Source organism: Pseudomonas sp. RA_105y_Pfl2_P56 (assembly GCF_963970845.1).
In the GTDB taxonomy this organism is placed as follows: Bacteria; Pseudomonadota; Gammaproteobacteria; order Pseudomonadales; family Pseudomonadaceae; genus Aquipseudomonas; species Aquipseudomonas baetica_A.
Window position 1 is genome coordinate 1 of sequence record NZ_CAXAPL010000034.1, and the last position, 19,327, is coordinate 19,327.

13 protein-coding genes are annotated in these 19,327 nt (G+C 59.8%); 9 read left to right on the forward strand and 4 right to left on the reverse strand.

Annotated elements, in window-relative coordinates:
- From AACY11_RS20920 to AACY11_RS20955, 8 genes are all read left to right on the forward strand, one after another.
- A partial coding sequence (locus AACY11_RS20920) for a hypothetical protein (protein ID WP_339495631.1) occupies positions 1 to 191 on the forward strand: 191 nt, incomplete at its 5' end.
- A gap of 194 nt (positions 192 to 385) precedes the next feature.
- Complete coding sequence (tpx, locus tag AACY11_RS20925) at positions 386 to 886, forward strand: thiol peroxidase (protein WP_221734078.1); 501 nt, start codon at positions 386 to 388, stop codon at positions 884 to 886.
- Positions 887 to 1,074: 188 nt separating this feature from the next.
- A complete protein-coding gene (locus AACY11_RS20930; RefSeq protein WP_339495632.1) occupies positions 1,075 to 2,382 on the forward strand; it encodes an MdtA/MuxA family multidrug efflux RND transporter periplasmic adaptor subunit in 1,308 nt (435 codons plus the stop codon).
- Positions 2,379 to 5,483 (forward strand): MdtB/MuxB family multidrug efflux RND transporter permease subunit, encoded by a 3,105-nt coding sequence (locus tag AACY11_RS20935; RefSeq protein ID WP_339495633.1) that lies wholly within the window; start codon positions 2,379 to 2,381, stop codon positions 5,481 to 5,483. The genes AACY11_RS20930 and AACY11_RS20935 overlap by 4 nt, the downstream gene beginning before the upstream one ends.
- Positions 5,480 to 8,587, forward strand: a complete 3,108-nt coding sequence (locus AACY11_RS20940) for an efflux RND transporter permease subunit (protein WP_339495634.1) — start codon at positions 5,480 to 5,482, stop codon at positions 8,585 to 8,587. Before AACY11_RS20935 ends, AACY11_RS20940 begins: the two co-directional genes overlap by 4 nt.
- Complete coding sequence (locus AACY11_RS20945) at positions 8,584 to 10,053, forward strand: efflux transporter outer membrane subunit (protein ID WP_339495635.1); 1,470 nt, start codon at positions 8,584 to 8,586, stop codon at positions 10,051 to 10,053. The genes AACY11_RS20940 and AACY11_RS20945 overlap by 4 nt, the downstream gene beginning before the upstream one ends.
- Before the next feature lie 250 nt (positions 10,054 to 10,303).
- Positions 10,304 to 12,385 carry a putative bifunctional diguanylate cyclase/phosphodiesterase gene (locus tag AACY11_RS20950; protein ID WP_339495636.1) on the forward strand — a complete coding sequence of 694 codons (2,082 nt, stop codon included), beginning with the start codon at positions 10,304 to 10,306 and terminating at the stop codon, positions 12,383 to 12,385.
- A gap of 140 nt (positions 12,386 to 12,525) precedes the next feature.
- On the forward strand, positions 12,526 to 13,272 hold the full coding sequence (locus AACY11_RS20955; protein WP_339465808.1) for an SDR family oxidoreductase: 747 nt from the start codon (positions 12,526 to 12,528) through the stop codon (positions 13,270 to 13,272).
- A gap of 78 nt (positions 13,273 to 13,350) precedes the next feature.
- Here the strand turns inward: AACY11_RS20955 and mapR are convergent, their stop codons facing one another.
- The 4 genes from mapR to AACY11_RS20975 all read right to left on the reverse strand — a co-directional run bounded on the left by mapR (position 13,351) and on the right by AACY11_RS20975 (position 17,084).
- The gene (gene mapR, locus AACY11_RS20960; RefSeq protein WP_007919188.1) at positions 13,351 to 14,760 is read right to left on the reverse strand and encodes a GntR family transcriptional regulator MpaR; all 1,410 of its coding nucleotides are present in this window, start codon (positions 14,758 to 14,760) and stop codon (positions 13,351 to 13,353) included.
- A 133-nt stretch (positions 14,761 to 14,893) separates the two neighbouring features.
- Positions 14,894 to 16,327 (reverse strand): cytochrome c oxidase accessory protein CcoG, encoded by a 1,434-nt coding sequence (ccoG, locus tag AACY11_RS20965; protein ID WP_339495637.1) that lies wholly within the window; start codon positions 16,325 to 16,327, stop codon positions 14,894 to 14,896.
- Between the two features lie 195 nt (positions 16,328 to 16,522).
- Entirely contained in the window at positions 16,523 to 16,756 is a 234-nt protein-coding gene (locus tag AACY11_RS20970; protein ID WP_339465804.1) for a DUF3203 family protein, read from the reverse strand.
- Between the two features lie 160 nt (positions 16,757 to 16,916).
- Positions 16,917 to 17,084: a hypothetical protein gene (locus AACY11_RS20975; protein ID WP_339465803.1), complete on the reverse strand. Its 168-nt coding sequence runs from the start codon at positions 17,082 to 17,084 to the stop codon at positions 16,917 to 16,919.
- A 217-nt stretch (positions 17,085 to 17,301) separates the two neighbouring features.
- Between AACY11_RS20975 and AACY11_RS20980 the strand changes: the two genes are divergently transcribed.
- A complete protein-coding gene (locus tag AACY11_RS20980; RefSeq protein WP_339495638.1) occupies positions 17,302 to 19,299 on the forward strand; it encodes an alpha-1,4-glucan--maltose-1-phosphate maltosyltransferase in 1,998 nt (665 codons plus the stop codon).
- Positions 19,300 to 19,327 lie beyond the last annotated feature (28 nt).

Here is a 19,327-nt window from a genome sequence, read left to right on the forward strand (position 1 = left end):
ACCTTGAAGTCGTGACGGATCGCAGGAATCTGCAACGAGAAATGCGCCGCATTGGCCGGCCGGAACATACGCTTATCCTTAAGCAAAGAGGAAAAGAGCGCGATGTCGAAACCGTCCCTGGTTTGTGTTCGCGAAGACTGGCGGGCACGGTAACAAGGGCAGAAAAAAATCTATGTAGGAAGACTCGCTGAAGAATGCGGGAACATTCCTCAATACGATTTCAGTTTCAACAGGAACGGTGTAGCTGCCTACTGAGTACTTGGGTTGTATGCAGTTTTGCGTTTCGGCACATGACAATTTCAGTCAAGGCATAGGTCGTCGGACAATTTCGTGCTTAACTTCGGCCTCTTGCATGCTCAACAACAACGTTCAGAAGGACTAAGTCATGGCTCAAGTCACCCTTAAAGGCAATCCGGTTCAAGTCAACGGCCAGTTGCCACAAGCCGGTTCCAAGGCGCCAGCCTTTTCCCTGGTTGCCGGCAATCTGTCGGATGTCACCCTGAAAGACTTCGCCGGCAAGCGCAAAGTGCTGAACATCTTCCCAAGCGTCGACACACCGACCTGCGCCACCTCCGTGCGCAAGTTCAACGCTCAGGCCAACGACATCAGCAACACCGTGGTGTTGTGCATCTCGGCTGACCTGCCGTTCGCTCAGGCTCGCTTCTGCGGCGCTGAAGGTCTGGAAAATGTCCAGAACCTGTCGACCTTGCGCGGTGTCGAGTTCATCGAGAACTACGGTGTGGCCATCGCTGACGGCCCACTCAAAGGCCTGACCGCTCGTGCCGTGGTGGTTCTGGACGAAAACGACAACGTTCTGCACAGCGAACTGGTCAAGGAAATCGCTGAAGAGCCTAATTACGAAGCGGCCCTGGCCGTCTTGAAATAAATGTTCTGAAACAAGCGCTTTACAATTGTTAACGGCCTGGCACTGTCCAGGCCGTTTTCATTTGTGTATCAGTGTTTTGCCTCACACCTTGAAACGTAAGTTGAAGGTAAATTGCCGGTAAAGCTGCTTTGCTAAATCCCCACCAGTGCTTATCGTTCAGCCTCCCGTAAAAGAAGCCCACGCGCCCAATGGTTAATCACTCCATGCAATCGTCCCCACGCAACGCCCGTCGCTGGCTGATCAGCCTGCTTGTCTTGTTGGTTATCGCCGTCCTGTGCTGGAAATTCTGGCCTGCCGGTTCAGCCCACAAGGAGGGCGACGAGAAAGCGGCGGCCGGTCATACCGGGCGTTCCGGGATGATGCGACCGGGCTTCGGCGGTGGCACGGGGCCTGTTCCGGTGCGGGTGGCGCCGGTCGTCACGGGCGACTTCCCGCTGTATTACAAGGCTTTGGGCACGGTGACCGCGCTCAACACCATCAACGTGCGCAGCCGGGTGGGTGGCGAACTGGTCAAGATCAATTTTGAAGAAGGCCAGATGGTCAAGGCTGGCGACTTGCTGGCCGAGATCGATCCGCGTCCGTACCAGAACGCCTTGCTCCAGGCCGAGGGCACCTTGCTGCAAAATCAGGCGCAACTGAAAAACGCGAAGGTCGATGTCGAGCGTTATCGTGGGTTGTACAAAGAAGACAGCATCGCCAAGCAGACCCTGGACACCGCCGAGGCGCTGGTCGGCCAGTATCTGGGCACGGTCAAGACCAATCAGGCGGCAGTCAACGACGCCAGACTCAATCTCGAATTCACCAAGATCCGTGCGCCAATTACCGGTCGTGTCGGCTTGCGTCAGGTAGACGTCGGTAATCTGGTGACCGCCAACGACACCACGTCCCTCGCGGTAATCACCCAGACGCAACCGATCAGCGTCGCCTTCACGCTGCCGGAAAACAGCCTCGAAACCGTGCTTGCCCGTTACCGCAGCGGCGCCAAACTGCCGGCTGAGGCCTGGGATCGCGGCGATACCAAACTGCAAGCCAGCGGCGTACTGCAAAGCCTCGACAACCAGATCGACGTGGCCACCGGCACTCTGAAATTCAAGGCCCGCTACGATAACCGTGATCAGGCGCTGTTTCCCAACCAGTTCGTCAACGTTCACTTGCTGGCCGACACCCTTAAAGGTGTGGTGCTGGTACCGTCCGCCGCCGTTCAATTCGGCACTAACGGCACCTTCGCTTACGCGCTTGATGGCGACAAGAACGTCACTATTCGCCAATTGAAGGTCGGCGCCAGTGACGGCGAAAACACCGTTGTCACCGAAGGCCTCGCCGCTGGTGATCGTGTGGTGCTCGAAGGCACCGACCGTCTGAAAGAGGGCAGTGAGGTCGAGGTGGTCAACGACAGCAATCAGGTGCCCACCACCCCGACCTTGCACTTGCAAGGCCAATCCGCTGCCACGCCTGCTGACGCCGCTGCCACCGACAAGGCCAAGAAGGGCGCATGAACATTTCGCGGCTGTTCATCCTCCGTCCGGTAGCCACCACCCTGAGCATGCTGGCCATTGTTTTGGCCGGCCTGATCGCTTACCGCTTGCTGCCCGTGTCGGCGCTGCCCCAGGTCGACTACCCGACCATCCGCGTCATGACCCTCTATCCCGGTGCCAGCCCGGACGTGATGACCAGTGCCGTCACTGCGCCGCTTGAACGTCAGTTCGGGCAAATGCCGGGCCTCACTCAAATGGCTTCAACCAGTTCCGGCGGCGCCTCAGTGCTGACCCTGCGCTTCAGCCTCGACATCAACATGGACGTCGCCGAACAGCAGGTGCAAGCCGCGATCAACGCCGCGACCAATCTGTTGCCAAGCGACTTGCCGGCGCCACCGGTTTACAACAAGGTCAACCCGGCGGACACCCCGGTGCTGACCCTGGCGATTACCTCGAAAACCATGCTCCTGCCCAAACTCAATGATCTGGTCGATACGCGCATGGCGCAGAAAATCGCCCAGATCAGCGGGGTCGGTATGGTCAGTATTGCCGGTGGTCAACGTCAGGCCGTGCGGATCAAGGTCAACCCGCAGGCTCTGGCTGCCAACAGCTTGAACCTGTCGGACGTGCGCACCCTGATCGCCGCCTCCAACGTCAACCAGCCCAAAGGCAACTTCGACGGCCCGACGCGGGTGTCGATGCTCGACGCCAACGATCAACTGACCTCGCCGAAGGACTACGCCAACCTGATCCTCGCCTACAAGAACGGCGCGCCGTTACGGCTCAAGGATGTCGCGCAAATCGTCGACGGCGCAGAAAACGAACGTCTGGCGGCGTGGGCCAACCTTAATCAGGCGGTTTTGCTGAACATCCAGCGTCAACCGGGCGCCAACGTGATCGAGGTGGTCGACCGGATCAAGACGCTGCTGCCGAGCATCACCGACAACCTGCCGGCCGGGCTCGATGTAACGGTACTGACTGACCGCACCCAAACCATTCGTGCCTCGGTTACCGACGTGCAGCACGAACTGCTGATCGCCATCGCGCTGGTGGTGATGGTGACGTTTCTGTTCCTGCGCCGTGCCAGTGCGACGATCATTCCATCGGTGGCCGTGCCGCTGTCGCTGATCGGTACGTTCGGCGTGATGTACCTCGCCGGGTTCTCGGTCAACAACCTGACCTTGATGGCCCTGACCATCGCCACCGGTTTTGTGGTCGACGATGCGATCGTGATGCTGGAAAACATCGCGCGTTTCATCGAGGAGGGCGATAGCCCCCTGCAAGCTGCGCTCAAGGGCGCCAAGCAGATCGGGTTCACCCTGATCTCTCTGACGTTGTCGCTGATCGCGGTGCTGATTCCGCTGTTGTTCATGGCGGACGTGGTTGGGCGACTGTTCCGCGAATTCGCTATCACCCTCGCCGTGGCGATCCTGATTTCGCTTGTTGTCTCGCTCACGCTGACGCCGATGATGTGCGCACGCTTGCTCAAACGTGAACCCGAGCCCCATGAACAGGGGCGTTTTTATCGAGCCAGCGGCGCGTGCATCGACTGGATGATTGCGGCCTACGGGCGCAAATTGCAGTGGGTGCTCAAGCATCAGCCGCTGACGCTGATGGTAGCCATCGGCACGTTGGCGCTCACTGTGTTCCTTTATTTGGTCGTGCCCAAGGGTTTCTTTCCGGTGCAGGACACCGGGGTGATTCAGGGCATTTCCGAGGCGCCGCAATCGATTTCCTTCGCCGCCATGAGTGAGCGTCAGCAGGAACTGGCGAAGGTGATTCTTGAAGATCCGGCGGTACAAAGCCTGTCGTCCTACATAGGTGTCGACGGCGATAACGCCACGCTGAACAGCGGTCGCTTGCTGATCAATCTCAAGCCTCACGGCGAGCGCGATCTGTCGGCTACCGAAGTGATCGCACGGCTGCAACCGCCACTCGCCAAACTGGTCGGTATCCGCCTGTATATGCAGCCGGTGCAAGACCTGACCATCGAGGACCGGGTCAGCCGCACCCAGTACCAGTTCAGCATGTCATCGCCGGACTCCGAACTGCTGAGCCTGTGGAGCGGGCGTCTGGTCGAGGCACTGGCGCAGCGTCCGGAACTGACCGATGTTGCCAGCGATTTGCAGGACAAAGGTTTGCAGGTCTACCTGGTGATCGACCGTGATGCGGCCTCGCGGCTCGGCGTTTCGGTGGCAAACATCACTGATGCCCTGTACGACGCCTTCGGCCAGCGGCAGATTTCGACCATTTACACCCAGGCGAGCCAATACCGCGTGGTCCTGCAAGCCCAGGCCGGAGAGAAGATCGGCCCGCAGGCGCTGGATCAGATTCACGTTAAAACCACCGATGGCGCGCAGGTGCGGTTGTCGAGTCTGGCCCATGTCGAACAGCGTCAGGCACAACTGGCGATCACTCACATCGGCCAGTTCCCGGCGGTGATGATGTCGTTCAACCTCGCGCCGGGTGTGGCGCTGGGGCATGCGGTTGATGTCATCGAACAGGTGCAGAAAGACATCGGCATGCCGGTTGGCGTGCAGACACAATTCCAGGGCGCAGCCGAAGCGTTCCAGGCCTCGCTGTCGAGCACCTTGCTGCTGATTCTGGCGGCGGTTGTGACCATGTACATCGTGCTGGGCGTGCTTTACGAGAGCTACATTCACCCGATCACCATTCTCTCGACTCTGCCGTCAGCGGCGGTTGGCGCCTTGCTGGCGTTGCTGCTGAGCGGCAATGACCTGGGCATGATCGCGATCATCGGCATCATCTTGCTGATCGGTATCGTCAAGAAAAACGCGATCATGATGATCGACTTCGCCCTCGACGCCGAGCGCAATCAGGGCATGGCGCCGCAGGAGGCGATCTATCAGGCGGCGCTGTTGCGTTTCCGGCCGATCCTGATGACCACGCTGGCCGCATTGTTCGGCGCGGTACCGTTGATGCTCGCCACCGGTTCCGGCGCTGAGCTGCGCCAACCGCTGGGTCTGGTGATGGTTGGCGGCTTGCTGGTGAGCCAGGTGCTGACGTTGTTCACCACGCCGGTGATCTACCTGTATTTCGACCGTCTCGGTCGTCGCTGGGGGCGGGCGCCTTCGGCCGTGGAGCCGGTAGAGCAGCCATGAACCTCTCCGGCCCTTTCATCAAACGCCCGGTCGCGACCATGCTGCTGAGCCTGGCGATCATGCTGTTGGGTGGTGTCAGCTTCGGTCTGCTGCCGGTATCGCCGCTGCCGCAAATGGACTTCCCGGTAATCGTTGTGCAGGCGAGCCTGCCCGGTGCCAGTCCGGAAGTCATGGCGTCTACGGTGGCGACGCCACTGGAGCGCTCGTTCGGCGCGATTTCTGGCGTCAACACCATGAGCAGCCGTTCCAGCCAGGGTTCGACCCGGGTCATTCTGCAATTTGACCTCGACCGCGACATCAATGGTGCCGCGCGGGAAGTGCAGGCCGCGATCAACGCTTCGCGCAACTTGTTGCCGAGCGGGATGCGCAGCATGCCGACCTACAAGAAGGTCAACCCGTCGCAGGCGCCGATCATGGTGCTGTCGCTGACCTCGGATGTGCTGGAAAAGGGGCAGCTCTACGATTTGGCCTCGACCATTCTGTCCCAGAGTCTGTCGCAGGTGCAGGGCGTGGGTGAGGTGCAGATCGGCGGCAGCTCCCTGCCGGCAGTACGCATCGAACTCGAACCGCAGGCACTGAACCAGTACGGCGTGGCACTCGACGATGTGCGCAAGACCATTGCCGACGCCAACGTGCGCCGACCCAAAGGTTCGGTCGAGGACGGGCAGCGGTCATGGCAGATCCAGGCCAACGACCAGTTGGAGAAAGCCAAGGATTACGAATCGCTGATCATCCACTACGCTGACGGTGCGGCGTTGCGTCTCAAGGACGTGGCCAAGGTCAGCGACGGCGTCGAAGATCGCTACAACAGCGGTTTCTTCAACGATGACGCGGCGGTGTTGCTGGTGATCAACCGGCAGGCCGGTGCCAACATCATCGAAACGGTCAAGGAGATCAAAGCGCAATTGCCCGCGCTGCAAGCGGTGCTGCCGGCCAGCGTGAAGCTGAACCTGGCCATGGATCGCTCCCCCGTGATCAAGGCGACACTGCACGAAGCGGAAATGACCCTGCTGATCGCTGTGGCACTGGTGATTCTGGTGGTGTTCCTGTTTCTCGGTAATTTCCGTGCATCCCTGATTCCGACGCTGGCAGTGCCGGTGTCGCTGGTCGGCACCTTCGCGGTGATGTACCTCTATGGTTTCTCGCTGAACAACCTGTCGCTGATGGCGTTGATTCTGGCCACCGGGCTGGTGGTGGACGACGCCATCGTGGTGCTGGAGAACATTTCCCGGCACATCGACGACGGCGTCAAACCGATGCAGGCCGCGTATCTCGGGGCCAAGGAAGTCGGTTTTACCTTGCTGTCGATGAACGTGTCGCTGGTGGCGGTGTTCTTGTCGATTCTGTTCATGGGCGGGATCATCGAGAGTCTGTTCCGCGAATTCTCCATCACGTTGGCAGCGGCCATTGTCGTCTCGCTGGTGGTCTCGCTGACGCTGACCCCGATGCTCTGCGCCCGCTGGCTCAAGCCGCACACGCCCGGGCAGGAAAACCGCCTGCAACGCTGGAGCCGCAAGACCAACGACTGGATGGTCGCCAGGTACGCCACCAGCCTCGACTGGGTGTTGCGCCATCGTCGTCTGACCTTGCTCAGTTTGCTGGTGACCGTTGGCGTCAACGTCGCCCTGTATGTGGTGGTGCCGAAAACCTTCATGCCGCAGCAGGACACCGGTCAGTTGATCGGTTTCGTTCGCGGTGACGACGGTCTGTCATTCAACGTGATGCAGCCGAAAATGGAAATGTTCCGTCGCGCTGTGCTCAAGGACGAAGCGGTTGAAAGCGTCGCCGGTTTCATTGGCGGCAACAACGGCACCAACAACGCCTTCATGCTGGTGCGCCTGAAACCGATCAAGGAGCGCAACCTGTCGGCACAGAAAGTCATCGAGCGCCTGCGCAAGGAAATGCCGCAAGTGCCTGGCGCGCGATTGATGTTGATGGCCGATCAGGACCTGCAATTTGGCGGTGGCCGCGAACAGACCACTTCGCAGTACAGCTACATCTTGCAAAGCGGTGATCTGGGCGAGCTGCGCCAGTGGTATCCGAAAGTGGTGGCTGCTTTGCGCGCACTGCCGGAGCTGACCGCAATTGATGCCCGTGAAGGCAAGGGCGCGCAGCAAATAACATTGATCGTCGACCGCGATCAGGCTAAACGCTTGGGTGTGGACATGGACATGGTCACCTCGGTGCTCAATAACGCGTACAGCCAGCGGCAGATCTCGACGATCTACGACAGCCTCAACCAGTACCAGGTGGTGATGGAGGTCAATCCGAAGTACGCTCAGGACCCGGTGACGCTCAAGCAGGTGCAAGTGATCACGGCTGACGGTGCGCGGATCCCGCTATCGACCATCGCTCACTACGAGAGCAGCCTGGAAGACGACCGGGTCAGCCATGAAGGGCAGTTTGCTTCGGAAGACATTTCCTTCGACATGGCCGAAGGCGTGACGGTAGAGCAGGGCAGTGCCGCCATCGAACGAGCGATTGCCAAACTCGGTTTGCCGGAAGACGTGATTGCGAAAATGGCCGGTACCGCCGACGCGTTCGCCGCGACCCAGAAGAGCCAGCCGTTCATGATTCTCGGTGCGTTGCTGGCGGTGTATCTGGTGTTGGGTGTGCTGTACGAAAGTTACATCCACCCGCTGACGATTCTGTCGACGCTGCCGTCTGCCGGAGTCGGCGCGCTGTTGTCGATCTATGCGCTGGGCGGCGAGTTCAGCCTGATTTCACTGCTCGGGCTGTTTCTGTTGATCGGTGTGGTGAAGAAAAACGCCATCCTGATGATCGACCTGGCGCTGCAACTGGAACGGCATCAAGGCATGACGCCGCAGGAATCGATCCGCAGTGCCTGCTTGCAACGTCTGCGACCTATTCTGATGACCACACTGGCAGCGATCCTCGGTGCCTTGCCGTTGCTGCTCAGCCGGGCCGAAGGCGCGGAAATGCGCCAGCCGTTGGGCCTGACCATCATCGGCGGGCTGATTTTCAGCCAAGTGCTGACGCTTTACACCACGCCTGTGGTTTACCTCTATCTCGACAAGCTGCGCCATCGCTTCAATAAATGGCGTGGCGTGCGTACTGACGCCGCTCTGGAAACTCCGCTATGACTGACCGTTCGCTTATCAATCTGGCCACTGTTCGCGGCTCGCGTCTGTTGAGCCTTTCGCTGTGCGTGGCGATGCTCAGTGCTTGCGCTGTCGGCCCGGACTATCAGCGCCCGCAGACGGCTGAAATCGCGCAATACAAGGAAGCCGAAGGCTGGCGTCAGGCCAACCCGAGCGATTCGCTGGCCCGTGGCGCTTGGTGGGAGCTGTATGGCGATCAGCAACTCAACGGGCTGATCGAGAAGCTCAACAGTTCCAACCAGACGGTTGCGCAATCGCAAGCCCAGTACCGACAGGCCCAAGCCTTGGTGCGCAGTGCGCGTGGCGCTTTTTATCCAAGTGTCGACTTGAGTCTGGGCAAGACCCGCTCGAGTCAGGGCACCGGCAGTAGCAGTTCGAGTCTGAGCAGTTCCGCCAGCGGTATTCGCGACACCTACAACGCGCAACTGGGCGTCAGTTGGGAGGCGGATATCTGGGGCAAATTGCGCCGAGGGCTAGAATCTGACAAGGCCAGTGCCCAGGCGAGCTTCGCCGATCTGGCGGCAATGCGCCTGAGCCAGCAATCGGAATTGGTGCAGAACTACCTGCAATTGCGGGTCATCGATCAACAGAAACGTCTGCTCGAAGCCACTGTTGCGGCGTATGAGCGTTCGCTGAAAATGACCCAGAACCAATACCGCGCCGGTGTTTCCGGGCGTGATGCGGTGGCTCAGGCACAGACACAGCTCAAAAGTACCCAGGCCGATCTGGTCGACCTGATCTGGCAGCGCGCGCAGTTCGAAAACGCCATCGCCGTACTGACCGGGCAAGCGCCAGCGGATTTCAGCATCGCGCAAACCCAAACCATTCCCGATCTGCCGCAAGTGCCTTTGAGCCTGCCATCGCAGTTGCTGGAGCGCCGTCCGGACATCGCCTCGGCCGAACGCTCGGTGATTGCCGCCAACGCCAAAATAGGTGTGGCGAAAGCGGCGTACTACCCGGATCTGTCCCTGAGCCTGAGTGGCGGCTACAGCAGCAGTAAGTCCCAAGACCTGATCAGCTTGCCGAACCGCTTTTGGTCGGTAGGGCCGAAACTGGACTTGCCGCTGTTTGACGGCGGCATACGCTCGGCTGAAGTCGACCGCACCGAGGCGGTCTACGACCAGACCGTTGCCAAGTACCGGCAGACCGTACTCGATGGCTTGCGTGAAGTGGAAAACTATCTGGTGCAGCTAAAAGTGTATGAGGACGAAGCGGCTGTGCGTCAGGAAGCACTCGATGCGGCGCGCGATTCGCTGCGCCTGACGGAAAACCAGTACAAGGCCGGGTTGATTGCCTACATCGACGTGGTCGTGGTGCAAGCCACTGCACTGAGCAACGAGCGCAGCGTGCTGAGCCTATTGCAGAGTCGATTGATCGCCAGTGTGCAGTTGATTGCCGCGCTGGGCGGTGGTTGGGATGGGCAACTCGATGTCAGCGACAGCCGTTAGACCGGTAGGTTTGCTCGCGAAAGCGTCGCAACTTTTGGCATTTCACTGCCTGAAACACTGTTTTCGCGAGCAAGCCCGCAGCAAACGAGCGTCGACCCAGAGCCTTTCAGAACGATCGAACAAGCGTTTCATTGACTTGATGGCAATTTGGTTACTTTGTCAGTGCGTTCTTCTGCGCAATCAGTACAATCGCTGATTTTGCCCGACCGAGAATCGATGCAGTCCGGTTAGGGAGACGACGAGAATCCCTATGCTCATTGGTAGCTATTCCTCCACTTTGGTTTTCATTTCGTTGTGTGTGGCGATCCTCGCGTCGTACACCGCGCTCGATCTCACCGGACGCATCGCCACTGCCAAAGGCCGTTCCGTGCATTTCTGGACCGCTGGTGGTGCATTGGCCATGGGCGTTGGCGTGTGGTCGATGCACTTCATCGGCATGCTCGCCTTCAGGCTACCGATCGATCTGGGCTACGACATCAACATCACGGCGCTGTCGCTGCTGATCGCCGTGCTGTCCTGCGGTTTCGCCTTGTGGCTGGTCAGTCAGCCGAAACTACCGATTGCTCAGTTAGCGTTCGGTGCGCTGATCATGGGCGCCGGCATCAGCGCCATGCATTACACCGGCATGGCGGCGATGCGAATGACGCCGGGGATCGATTACGATCCTGCGTTGTTCGGTGCGTCCCTGTTGATCGCTGTCGGTGCCTCAGCGGCGGCGTTGTGGATCGCTTTCCGCCTGCGCCAGCATTCGCCCCATGTTCGTCTGATTCGCGGTGGTGCCGCGGTGATCATGGGCATCGCCATCGTCGGCATGCATTACACCGGCATGGCCGCCGCGCAATTCCCTGACGGCAGTTTTTGCGGCGCGACGCTCAATGGCCTGAAGGGCAACGGGCTCGACAGTCTGGTGCTGATCACCACGTTGGCGGTGCTGTCGATTGCCTTGCTGACCTCGATTCTCGACGCTCGGCTTGAAACGCGCACCGCCGGGCTGGCGCATTCGTTGACCGTGGCCAACCGCGAACTCACGCAACTGGCGCTGCACGACACCTTGACCGGTCTGCCTAACCGCATGTTGCTTGACGACCGGATCAATCAGGCGATGAAAAAGGTCGATGAACAGGGCGGCTGTTTTGCCTTGATGTTCATCGATCTGGATGGGTTCAAACCCGTCAACGATGCATTCGGCCATCACATGGGCGATCAGTTGTTGCGCGAAGTTGGTGTGCGCCTGCGGGAAGACTTGCGCAGCCAGGACACGCTGGCGCGGATCGGCGGCGATGAGTTTGTGCTGCTGGTGCGCCTGACCGAACCCAACGACGCAGTGGGGCTGGCGGCACGTCAGGTCGGGTTGGTTGCGCAGTCGTTTCGCGTTGCCGAGCATGACTTGCAGATTTCCGCCAGTGTTGGCATCGCCCTGTACCCCGGCAATGGCCGGACCGCTCAGGAACTGCTGATGAACGCCGATGCGGCGATGTATCACGCCAAGGGTGCCGGCAAGAACGGTTACAGCTTCTTTGACGCGTCGATGAACAGCAACGCACGCAAGCAGTTGCAGTTACTGCAGGACTTGCGTGCGGCCCTGGAGCACAGCCAGTTCACCCTGCATTACCAGCCCAAGTTCGACGCTGCCAATGGGCGCCCGGTCGGTGCCGAAGCACTGCTGCGTTGGCAACACCCGATCCACGGTTTGCTGATGCCGGACAAATTCATCGATCTGGCCGAGAAAACCGGCGTGATCATTCCGATCGGAGAGTGGGTGCTTAACGAGGCCTGCCGTCAGATGCGCGAGTGGTATGTGCTTGGCTATACCGACTGGCGTATCGCGGTCAACCTGTCGGCCTTGCAGTTCTGTCATGCCGGCCTGGTGCAAAGCGTCGCCAAGGCGCTGGCGACGCACCATTTGCCGGCGAACAGCCTGACCCTGGAGATCACCGAAACCACGGCCATGAGCGATGCCGATGCGAGCATGACGGTGTTGCAGGAGTTGTCGGACATGGGCGTTGACCTGTCGATCGACGACTTCGGCACCGGCTATTCGAGCCTGATGTACCTCAAGCGTCTGCCCGCCAATGAGTTGAAGATCGACCGTGGGTTTGTGCGGGATCTGGAGCACGACAGCGACGATGCGGCGATTGTCTCGGCAATTGTTGCGCTGGGACAGGCGCTGGGGCTGCGGATTGTGGCTGAGGGTGTGGAGACCGGTGTGCAGCAGGACTTCCTGACAAAACTGGGCTGTGATTCGTTGCAGGGCTATCTGCTGGGGTATCCGATGCCGGCAGACAAATTCATGCAGGACATTGCCCGGGGCGAGAAGCAGGCGGCCGTCTGAGTTAACCCTCACAAGAACATCTTCAGCCTCGCCATTGCTGTGGTCGCAGACCTAGCCTTTGACACGGCTCATGCAAAACCTGCCAATGGCGGTTATTCTTCTCCCCGACTGTTACGTGTGAATTTGGGGGAAAGGCCGGCATGGATAAAGTCATTGTGATTACCGGTGGCGGGCGCGGGATTGGCGCCGCTACGGCTTTGTTGGCTGCCGGGAAGGGCTATCGGATCTGCATCAACTACCAGTCAGACGAACAGGCCGCGCAAAGCGTGCTGGAGCAAGTCAGAGCGCTTGGCGCAACAGCCATCGCGGTGCGCGCCGACGTCAGCATTGAAGACGAAGTGGTCGCGCTGTTTCATCGGGTCGATACCGAACTGGGACGGGTCACCGCACTGGTCAACAATGCCGGCACCGTCGGGCATAAATCGCGGGTCGACGAAATGTCCGAATTCCGCATTCTCAAAACCATGAAAACCAATGTCCTGGCGCCGATTCTCTGTGCCAAGCACGCGATCCTGCGCATGTCGCCCAAACACGGCGGGCAGGGCGGCAGTATCGTCAACGTGTCGTCGGTCGCATCGCGCCTGGGGTCGCCTAACGAATACGTGGATTACGCCGCGTCCAAAGGCGCACTTGATTCGTTCACCATCGGTTTGTCCAAGGAAGTGGCGGGCGAGGGGATTCGGGTCAACGCGGTGCGTCCGGGCTTCATCTACACCGATTTCCATGCGCTGAGCGGCGATCCGGATCGGGTCAGCAAGCTTGAGTCGGCTATTCCGATGGCTCGAGGCGGGCGGCCGGACGAAGTGGCTGAGGCGATTGTCTGGTTGCTGTCGGACAAAGCTTCTTATGCCACCGGGACCTTTGTTGATCTCGGCGGCGGGCGTTGAATTCAGGGACTCAAGCGTCTGGGCGGGTTCCATCGCTGGCAAGCCTGCGATGGAACCCGTTCAATCAACATAAAAAACTCAGAACGACCGGACAATCCGCCCCAACGTCTCCATCGCTTTCTCCGAGTCCTCAGTCCAGGGGCTGCCGTAATTCAAGCGAATGCAGTTCCTGAAGCGTTGGGTCGGTGAAAAAATCGGCCCCGGCGCGATGCTGATGCCTTGCGCCAGCGCCATCTGAAACAACTTCAACGAATCCATCTGCGGTGGCAATTCCAGCCACAGGAAGTAGCCGCCGGCCGGCTGGCTGACGCGTGTCTGTGCCGGGAAATAACGGGCAATCGCGGCGAGCATCGCACTTTGCTGTTCCTCCAGCGCATACCGCAGTTTGCGCAAGTGCCGGTCGTAGCCGCCGTGTTGCAGATAGTCGGCAATTGCTGCCTGCGCCGGCATCGAGGCGCACAGCGAGGTCATCAGTTTCAGCCGTTCGATTTTCTGCGCGTAACGTCCGGCAGCGACCCAGCCGATGCGGTAGCCGGGGGCCAGGCTTTTGGCGAACGAACCGCAATGCATCACCAGCCCTTCGGTGTCGAAGGCCTTGGCCGGTTTCGGCGCTTGTTGGCCGTAATAGAGTTCGGCGTAGACGTCGTCCTCGATCAGCGGCACCTGGTGGCGGCGCAGCAGTTCGACCAGTTCCTGTTTCTTCGCCTCGGGCATGGTCGCGCCCATCGGGTTCTGGAAGCTGGTCATGCACCAGCAGGCTTTGATCGGGTGACGTTCGAGGGTCTGCGCAAGTACACCCAGATCGATGCCGTCACGCGGATGCACGGGGATTTCCACGGCTTTGAGTTTCAGGCGTTCCAGCACTTGCAGGCTGGCGTAGAACGCCGGGGCTTCGATGGCCACCAGATCACCCGGTTCGGTCACGGCTTGCAGGCACAGGTTCAGCGCTTCGAGGGCACCGTTGGTGATCAGCAGTTCTTCCATCGGCAGCATCAGCCCGCCGACCATGTAGCGCAGGGCAATCTGCCGGCGCAGTTGCGGGTTGCCCGGCGACATGTCGGTGACGACCATGCGCGGGTCCATCTCCCGCGCCGCACTGGCCAGGGAACGCGACAGGCGTTGCAGCGGGAACAACGTCGGGCTGGGGAACGCTGAGCCAAAAGGTACTGTGCTCGGATCCTTGATCGAGTCCAGCACCGAGAACACCAGTTCGCTGACATCGACCTCGGTGGAGTCGTTGACGTGACTGCTGATCACCGGCTCCGAGAACGGACTCGGCGCGTGGGTATTGACGAAGTAGCCGGAACGCGGGCGGGCGCGGATCAGACCGCGGCGTTCGAGCAGGTAATAGGCTTGAAACACAGTGGACGGGCTGACGCCGTAAGTCTGGCTGGCATAGCGCACCGAGGGCACGCGCTGACCGGGGCCAAGGACGCCGGAGCGGATCAGTTCAGCGATGTCGTCGGCGAATTTTTCGTAGCGTTTCATCTTGGGTCCGGATTGATTTCATTCTGGAAGACCGCGTTGCTTACATTCGCGAGCAAGCCCGCTCCCACAGAGGAATGCATTCCAAATGTGAGGGCGGGCTTGCTCGCCAATGGCCGCGCCGCAGTTTAAGGGATCAGCGATTCATCGGCGCCACAAACCTGCTCTTCGACACGCTGTAAACCTCAGGTTCATCGCTGTCGGCAATCTTGAAACTCAGGGCCTGTGAACTGCTGCTCGGACGTTCCGTGGTCATGGCCACCGACACCGGCACATCGACAATCTCGCCGGGGGCCAGGCTCAGTTCGGTCTTGCCTTGCAACTGGAAGCCGTCGCCGTCCACCAGGCTCAGGTTGTAGTCCTGGCGCTGTTGAGTCTTGTTGATGACTTTGAGGGTGTAGATGTTCTCGATCTGGCCCAGACCGTTTTCGCGGAACAGGCCGCGATCCTTGGTCACGTCCAGCGACACCATCGGCCGCTCGACCAGCGCCAGGGCCAGCGCTCCGATCATCAGCAGTAACACGACGGTGTAGCCGATCAGCCGTGGCCGCAGCAGGTGGGTCTTGCCACCCTGCAATTCGCGCTCGGAACTGTAACGGATCAATCCGCGTGGGTAGTTCATTTTGTCCATGATCGAATCACAGGCGTCGATACACGCCGCGCAACCGATGCATTCCATCTGTAAACCGTCGCGAATGTCGATGCCGGTCGGGCAGACCTGCACGCACAACTGGCAATCGATGCAATCGCCCAGCCCGGCCTCGGCCGGTTTCACGTCGCGTTTGCGCGGGCCACGGTTCTCACCACGGGCCACGTCGTAGGAAATGGCCAGGGTGTCCTTGTCGAACATCACACTCTGGAACCGCGCATAAGGGCACATGTGCATGCACACCGCTTCGCGCAGCCAGCCGGCGTTGATGTAGGTGGCGGCGGTGAAGAACAGTACCCAGAACAGACTGACGCCACCGATTTGCAGGGTCAGCAACTCCTCGGCCAACGGTCGGATCGGGGTGAAGTAGCCGACGAATGTCAGGCCTGTCATCACGCTGATCGCCAGCCATAGCGTGTGTTTGGCGGCGCGGCGGGCGAGTTTGTTCAGCCCCCACGGCGCGGCTTGCAACTTGATCCGCTGGTTACGTTCGCCTTCGGTGATCTTCTCGCACCACATGAAGATCCAGGTCCACGAACTCTGCGGGCAGGTGTAACCGCACCAGACGCGGCCGGCGAACACTGTGATGGCGAACAGGCCGAACGCGGCAATGATCAGCAGGGCAGACAGCAGGATGAAATCCTGCGGCCAAAAGGTCGCGCCAAAGATGTGGAACTTGCTTTCGCCAAGGTCCCAGAGAACCGCCTGACGCCCACCCCAGTTCAGCCACACGGTGCCGAAAAACAGCAAAAACAGGAACCCCGCGCCACTCATGCGCAGGGTTCGAAACAGGCCGGTGAAGCTGCGGGTGTGGATCTGGTTATCGCTGGACTTGTTTCTCGCCTTCATTGGGCGACCCGGCACACTTTTTATGTGGGGTGGTTCAACTTCTACGGTTCGGACGGGGATTTGTTCGCTCATGGTCGTTCGCTCATCAGCCTCCATCAGGCCGATGCACTATGAGCGCCGATCTGTTTGCATAACAGACTCAGCTATTTCAATAAAAAGCGTATCAGATGGTGTTTGCCGGCCTGCCTGCGACAACTTGAAGCAGCCCGCAGGCGCAGGCGCAAACCCCTATCTCAAGGGTTTGCGCGCTGTGTTGATCAAGGTCAGTCAAATCACCGAATCACTCTCGTCAGCCTTCAAATGCTTGCGTCCGTCCTTGGCGCCTGCAACGGTCAATGCGTCGGCTTCTGCTTCGGTGAGGTAAAGGCGCTGGCCTTCGATCTCCACGGCCGACATGGCTTTCTCGCTGTCGGTGATCACGGTCAAGTCGCCGCACAGGCGGATTTCTTCGCCGTTTTCAGTGGTGAAAAAACAGGTCTGGTTTTCGATTCGAACGGGCATGGGACGGTCCTTTTTCAGAGTTGCCTGAAAGGTTAGGGCGCAGGCTTTGCTGGTCGTTCTGCGCAACCGATTAATGGTCGCCTGCTCATGGCGGCGCTCTTCAACGTGATGCCACGCATCGCAAAACCCTTTGATAGGGATCACCGATGACGGACCGTCATCAATCAGGCGCAACAATCACTGGCGGCATGGTCGTTGGCGGTTCCTCCCTGGGCGGTGGCGTCGTGCCCGGCGGTTCCTGATCGGGAATCGGCTGCGGCTCGGTCTCGGGCAAAGTGGGTTTATCGATGTTCGGATCAGGCGTTTCGGCCGGAATCGGGATACTCATCTGATGACCTCCGTGTGGCACATGGCGTGAGAAGTGCTTAAGTGAGTTGACCACCTCGCAGCGGATTCGATCCGCTTTTTTGCTCAGGCAAATCCCTGTGAACTTTTCCCGGCGCCGGTCGCTCGGAACTTAAGTGAGTTCATATCGGGGCAGGTGCCTCGTTGTGAACACTGATCCGGCACAAGAGCGTCCTTGGGGCGTTAAGGAGAGATGCTCAATGACTGCTGAAAAACCTTCTGAACTGAACTACAACCCGCACATGCCGCTGTCGCAAGCTTTGCTGCTGCCGCGCATCGTCATTGAAAACACCATGCCGACTCTCGATGGCGGTCAATTTGCCGTCAAATCCATTGTCGGGCGCGATGTGGAGGTCACCAGCAAGGTATTCGCCGACGGTCACGACAAGTTGGCGGTGCGCATTCGCTGGCGCGAGGAAGGCAAAGAGACGTGGCAAAGCGAGGTCATGTCGGAGCTGGGCAACAACGGCTGGCAAGGCCGCTTCCGCCCGGAAGATCAGGGCCGTTATGTGTATTGCATCGAAGCGTGGATCGACCATTTCGCCAGTTTTCAGTATGAACTGGAGAAGAAACACAACGCGGCGGTGCCCGTCTCACTTGAGCTGCAAGAGGGCCGCAGCATGGTGCAACAGGCTGCCGGACGCAGTGAAGGTGCGCTCAGCGAACAACTCGCGGCGCTGCACCATGAACTGTCCGGCCTGCTCGAAACCGAGCAGGTTGCGCTGTTTCTGCACTCACGCAGTGCGCATTTGATGGCCCAGGCCGATCACCGCGCCTATTTGAGCGTGAGCGCCGAATTTCCCATGGATGTCGAGCGCGAACTGGCCGAGTTTGCCAGTTGGTATGAGTTGTTTCCGCGCTCGATCACCGATGATCCCGACCGTCACGGCACCTTTAATGACGTGCATGCGCGGTTGCCGATGATTCAGGACATGGGCTTCGACGTCCTCTATTTCACACCGATCCACCCGATCGGTCGCGCCCATCGCAAGGGCCGCAACAATTCCCTGAGCGCCGGGCCGCAGGATCCTGGCAGCCCTTACGCGATTGGCAGCGAAGAGGGGGGGCACGAGGCCATTCACTCGCAACTGGGCACCCGCGAAGACTTCCGTCGGCTGGTGGTGGCTGCCGCCGATCATGGGCTGGAGATCGCCCTCGATTTTGCCATCCAGTGCTCCCAGGATCACCCTTGGCTCAAACAGCATCCGGGCTGGTTCAACTGGCGGCCGGACGGCACGATCAAATACGCGGAAAACCCACCGAAAAAATATCAAGACATCGTCAACGTTGATTTTTACGCGCCCGACGCGCTACCGAGCCTCTGGGTTGAGCTGCGTGACATCATCGTCGGTTGGGTCGAGGAGGGCGTGAAGATCTTCCGTGTCGACAACCCGCACACCAAGCCGCTGCCGTTCTGGCAATGGCTGATTGCTGATGTGCGCGCGCTGCATCCGGAGGTGATCTTCCTCGCGGAAGCGTTCACCACGCCGGCGATGATGGCGCGGTTGGGCAAGGTCGGTTACACCCAGAGCTACACCTATTTCACTTGGCGCAACTCCAAGGCAGAACTGGCGGCTTACTTCACCGAACTCAATGAGTCGCCGTGGCGCGAATGCTACCGGCCGAACTTTTTCGTCAACACGCCGGATATCAACCCGGCGTTCCTGCATGACTCGGGCCGGCCTGGGTTCTTGATTCGCGCCGCGCTGGCGACCATGGGCTCGGGCCTTTGGGGCATGTATTCGGGGTACGAGCTGTGCGAAGCGGCGCCGGTACCGGGCAAAGAGGAGTATCTGGATTCGGAGAAGTACGAGATCCGTGTCCGCGATTTCAACGCCCCCGGCAACATCATTGCCGAGATCGCCCAGCTCAACCGCATCCGCCGGCAAAACCCGGCGTTGCACACCCACCTGGGCCTGAAGGTCTACAACGCCTGGAACGACAACATCCTGTATTTCGGCAAACGCAGCGCGGACGGCCGCAACTTCATTCTGGTGGCGGTCAGCCTTGACCCGCACAACGTGCAGGAAGCGAATTTCGAGCTGCCGCTTTGGGAGATGGGCCTGCCGGACGACGCGACCACCCATGGCGAAGACTTGATGAGCGGGCATCGCTGGGAGTGGTACGGCAAGTACCAGTTCATGCGGATTGACCCCGCGTACCAGCCGTTCGGGATTTGGCGGATAACCGCCTCCTGAGGTTGGCGAAGATCAGATGTGGGCGCTG

Bases quoted from the DNA above. Each gene is read 5' to 3' on its own strand.
- AACY11_RS20940 (WP_339495634.1), top strand. From the start codon at position 5,480: ATGAACCTCTCCGGCCCTTTCATCAAACGCCCGGTCGCGACCATGCTG.
- ccoG (WP_339495637.1), bottom strand. From the start codon at position 16,327: ATGAGCGAACAAATCCCCGTCCGAACCGTAGAAGTTGAACCACCCCAC.
- AACY11_RS20955 (WP_339465808.1), top strand. From the start codon at position 12,526: ATGGATAAAGTCATTGTGATTACCGGTGGCGGGCGCGGGATTGGCGCC.
- AACY11_RS20970 (WP_339465804.1), bottom strand. From the start codon at position 16,756: ATGCCCGTTCGAATCGAAAACCAGACCTGTTTTTTCACCACTGAAAAC.
- AACY11_RS20930 (WP_339495632.1), top strand. From the start codon at position 1,075: ATGGTTAATCACTCCATGCAATCGTCCCCACGCAACGCCCGTCGCTGG.
- AACY11_RS20950 (WP_339495636.1), top strand. From the start codon at position 10,304: ATGCTCATTGGTAGCTATTCCTCCACTTTGGTTTTCATTTCGTTGTGT.
- AACY11_RS20945 (WP_339495635.1), top strand. From the start codon at position 8,584: ATGACTGACCGTTCGCTTATCAATCTGGCCACTGTTCGCGGCTCGCGT.
- AACY11_RS20975 (WP_339465803.1), bottom strand. From the start codon at position 17,084: ATGAGTATCCCGATTCCGGCCGAAACGCCTGATCCGAACATCGATAAA.
- AACY11_RS20980 (WP_339495638.1), top strand. From the start codon at position 17,302: ATGACTGCTGAAAAACCTTCTGAACTGAACTACAACCCGCACATGCCG.
- AACY11_RS20935 (WP_339495633.1), top strand. From the start codon at position 2,379: ATGAACATTTCGCGGCTGTTCATCCTCCGTCCGGTAGCCACCACCCTG.
- tpx (WP_221734078.1), top strand. From the start codon at position 386: ATGGCTCAAGTCACCCTTAAAGGCAATCCGGTTCAAGTCAACGGCCAG.
- mapR (WP_007919188.1), bottom strand. From the start codon at position 14,760: ATGAAACGCTACGAAAAATTCGCCGACGACATCGCTGAACTGATCCGC.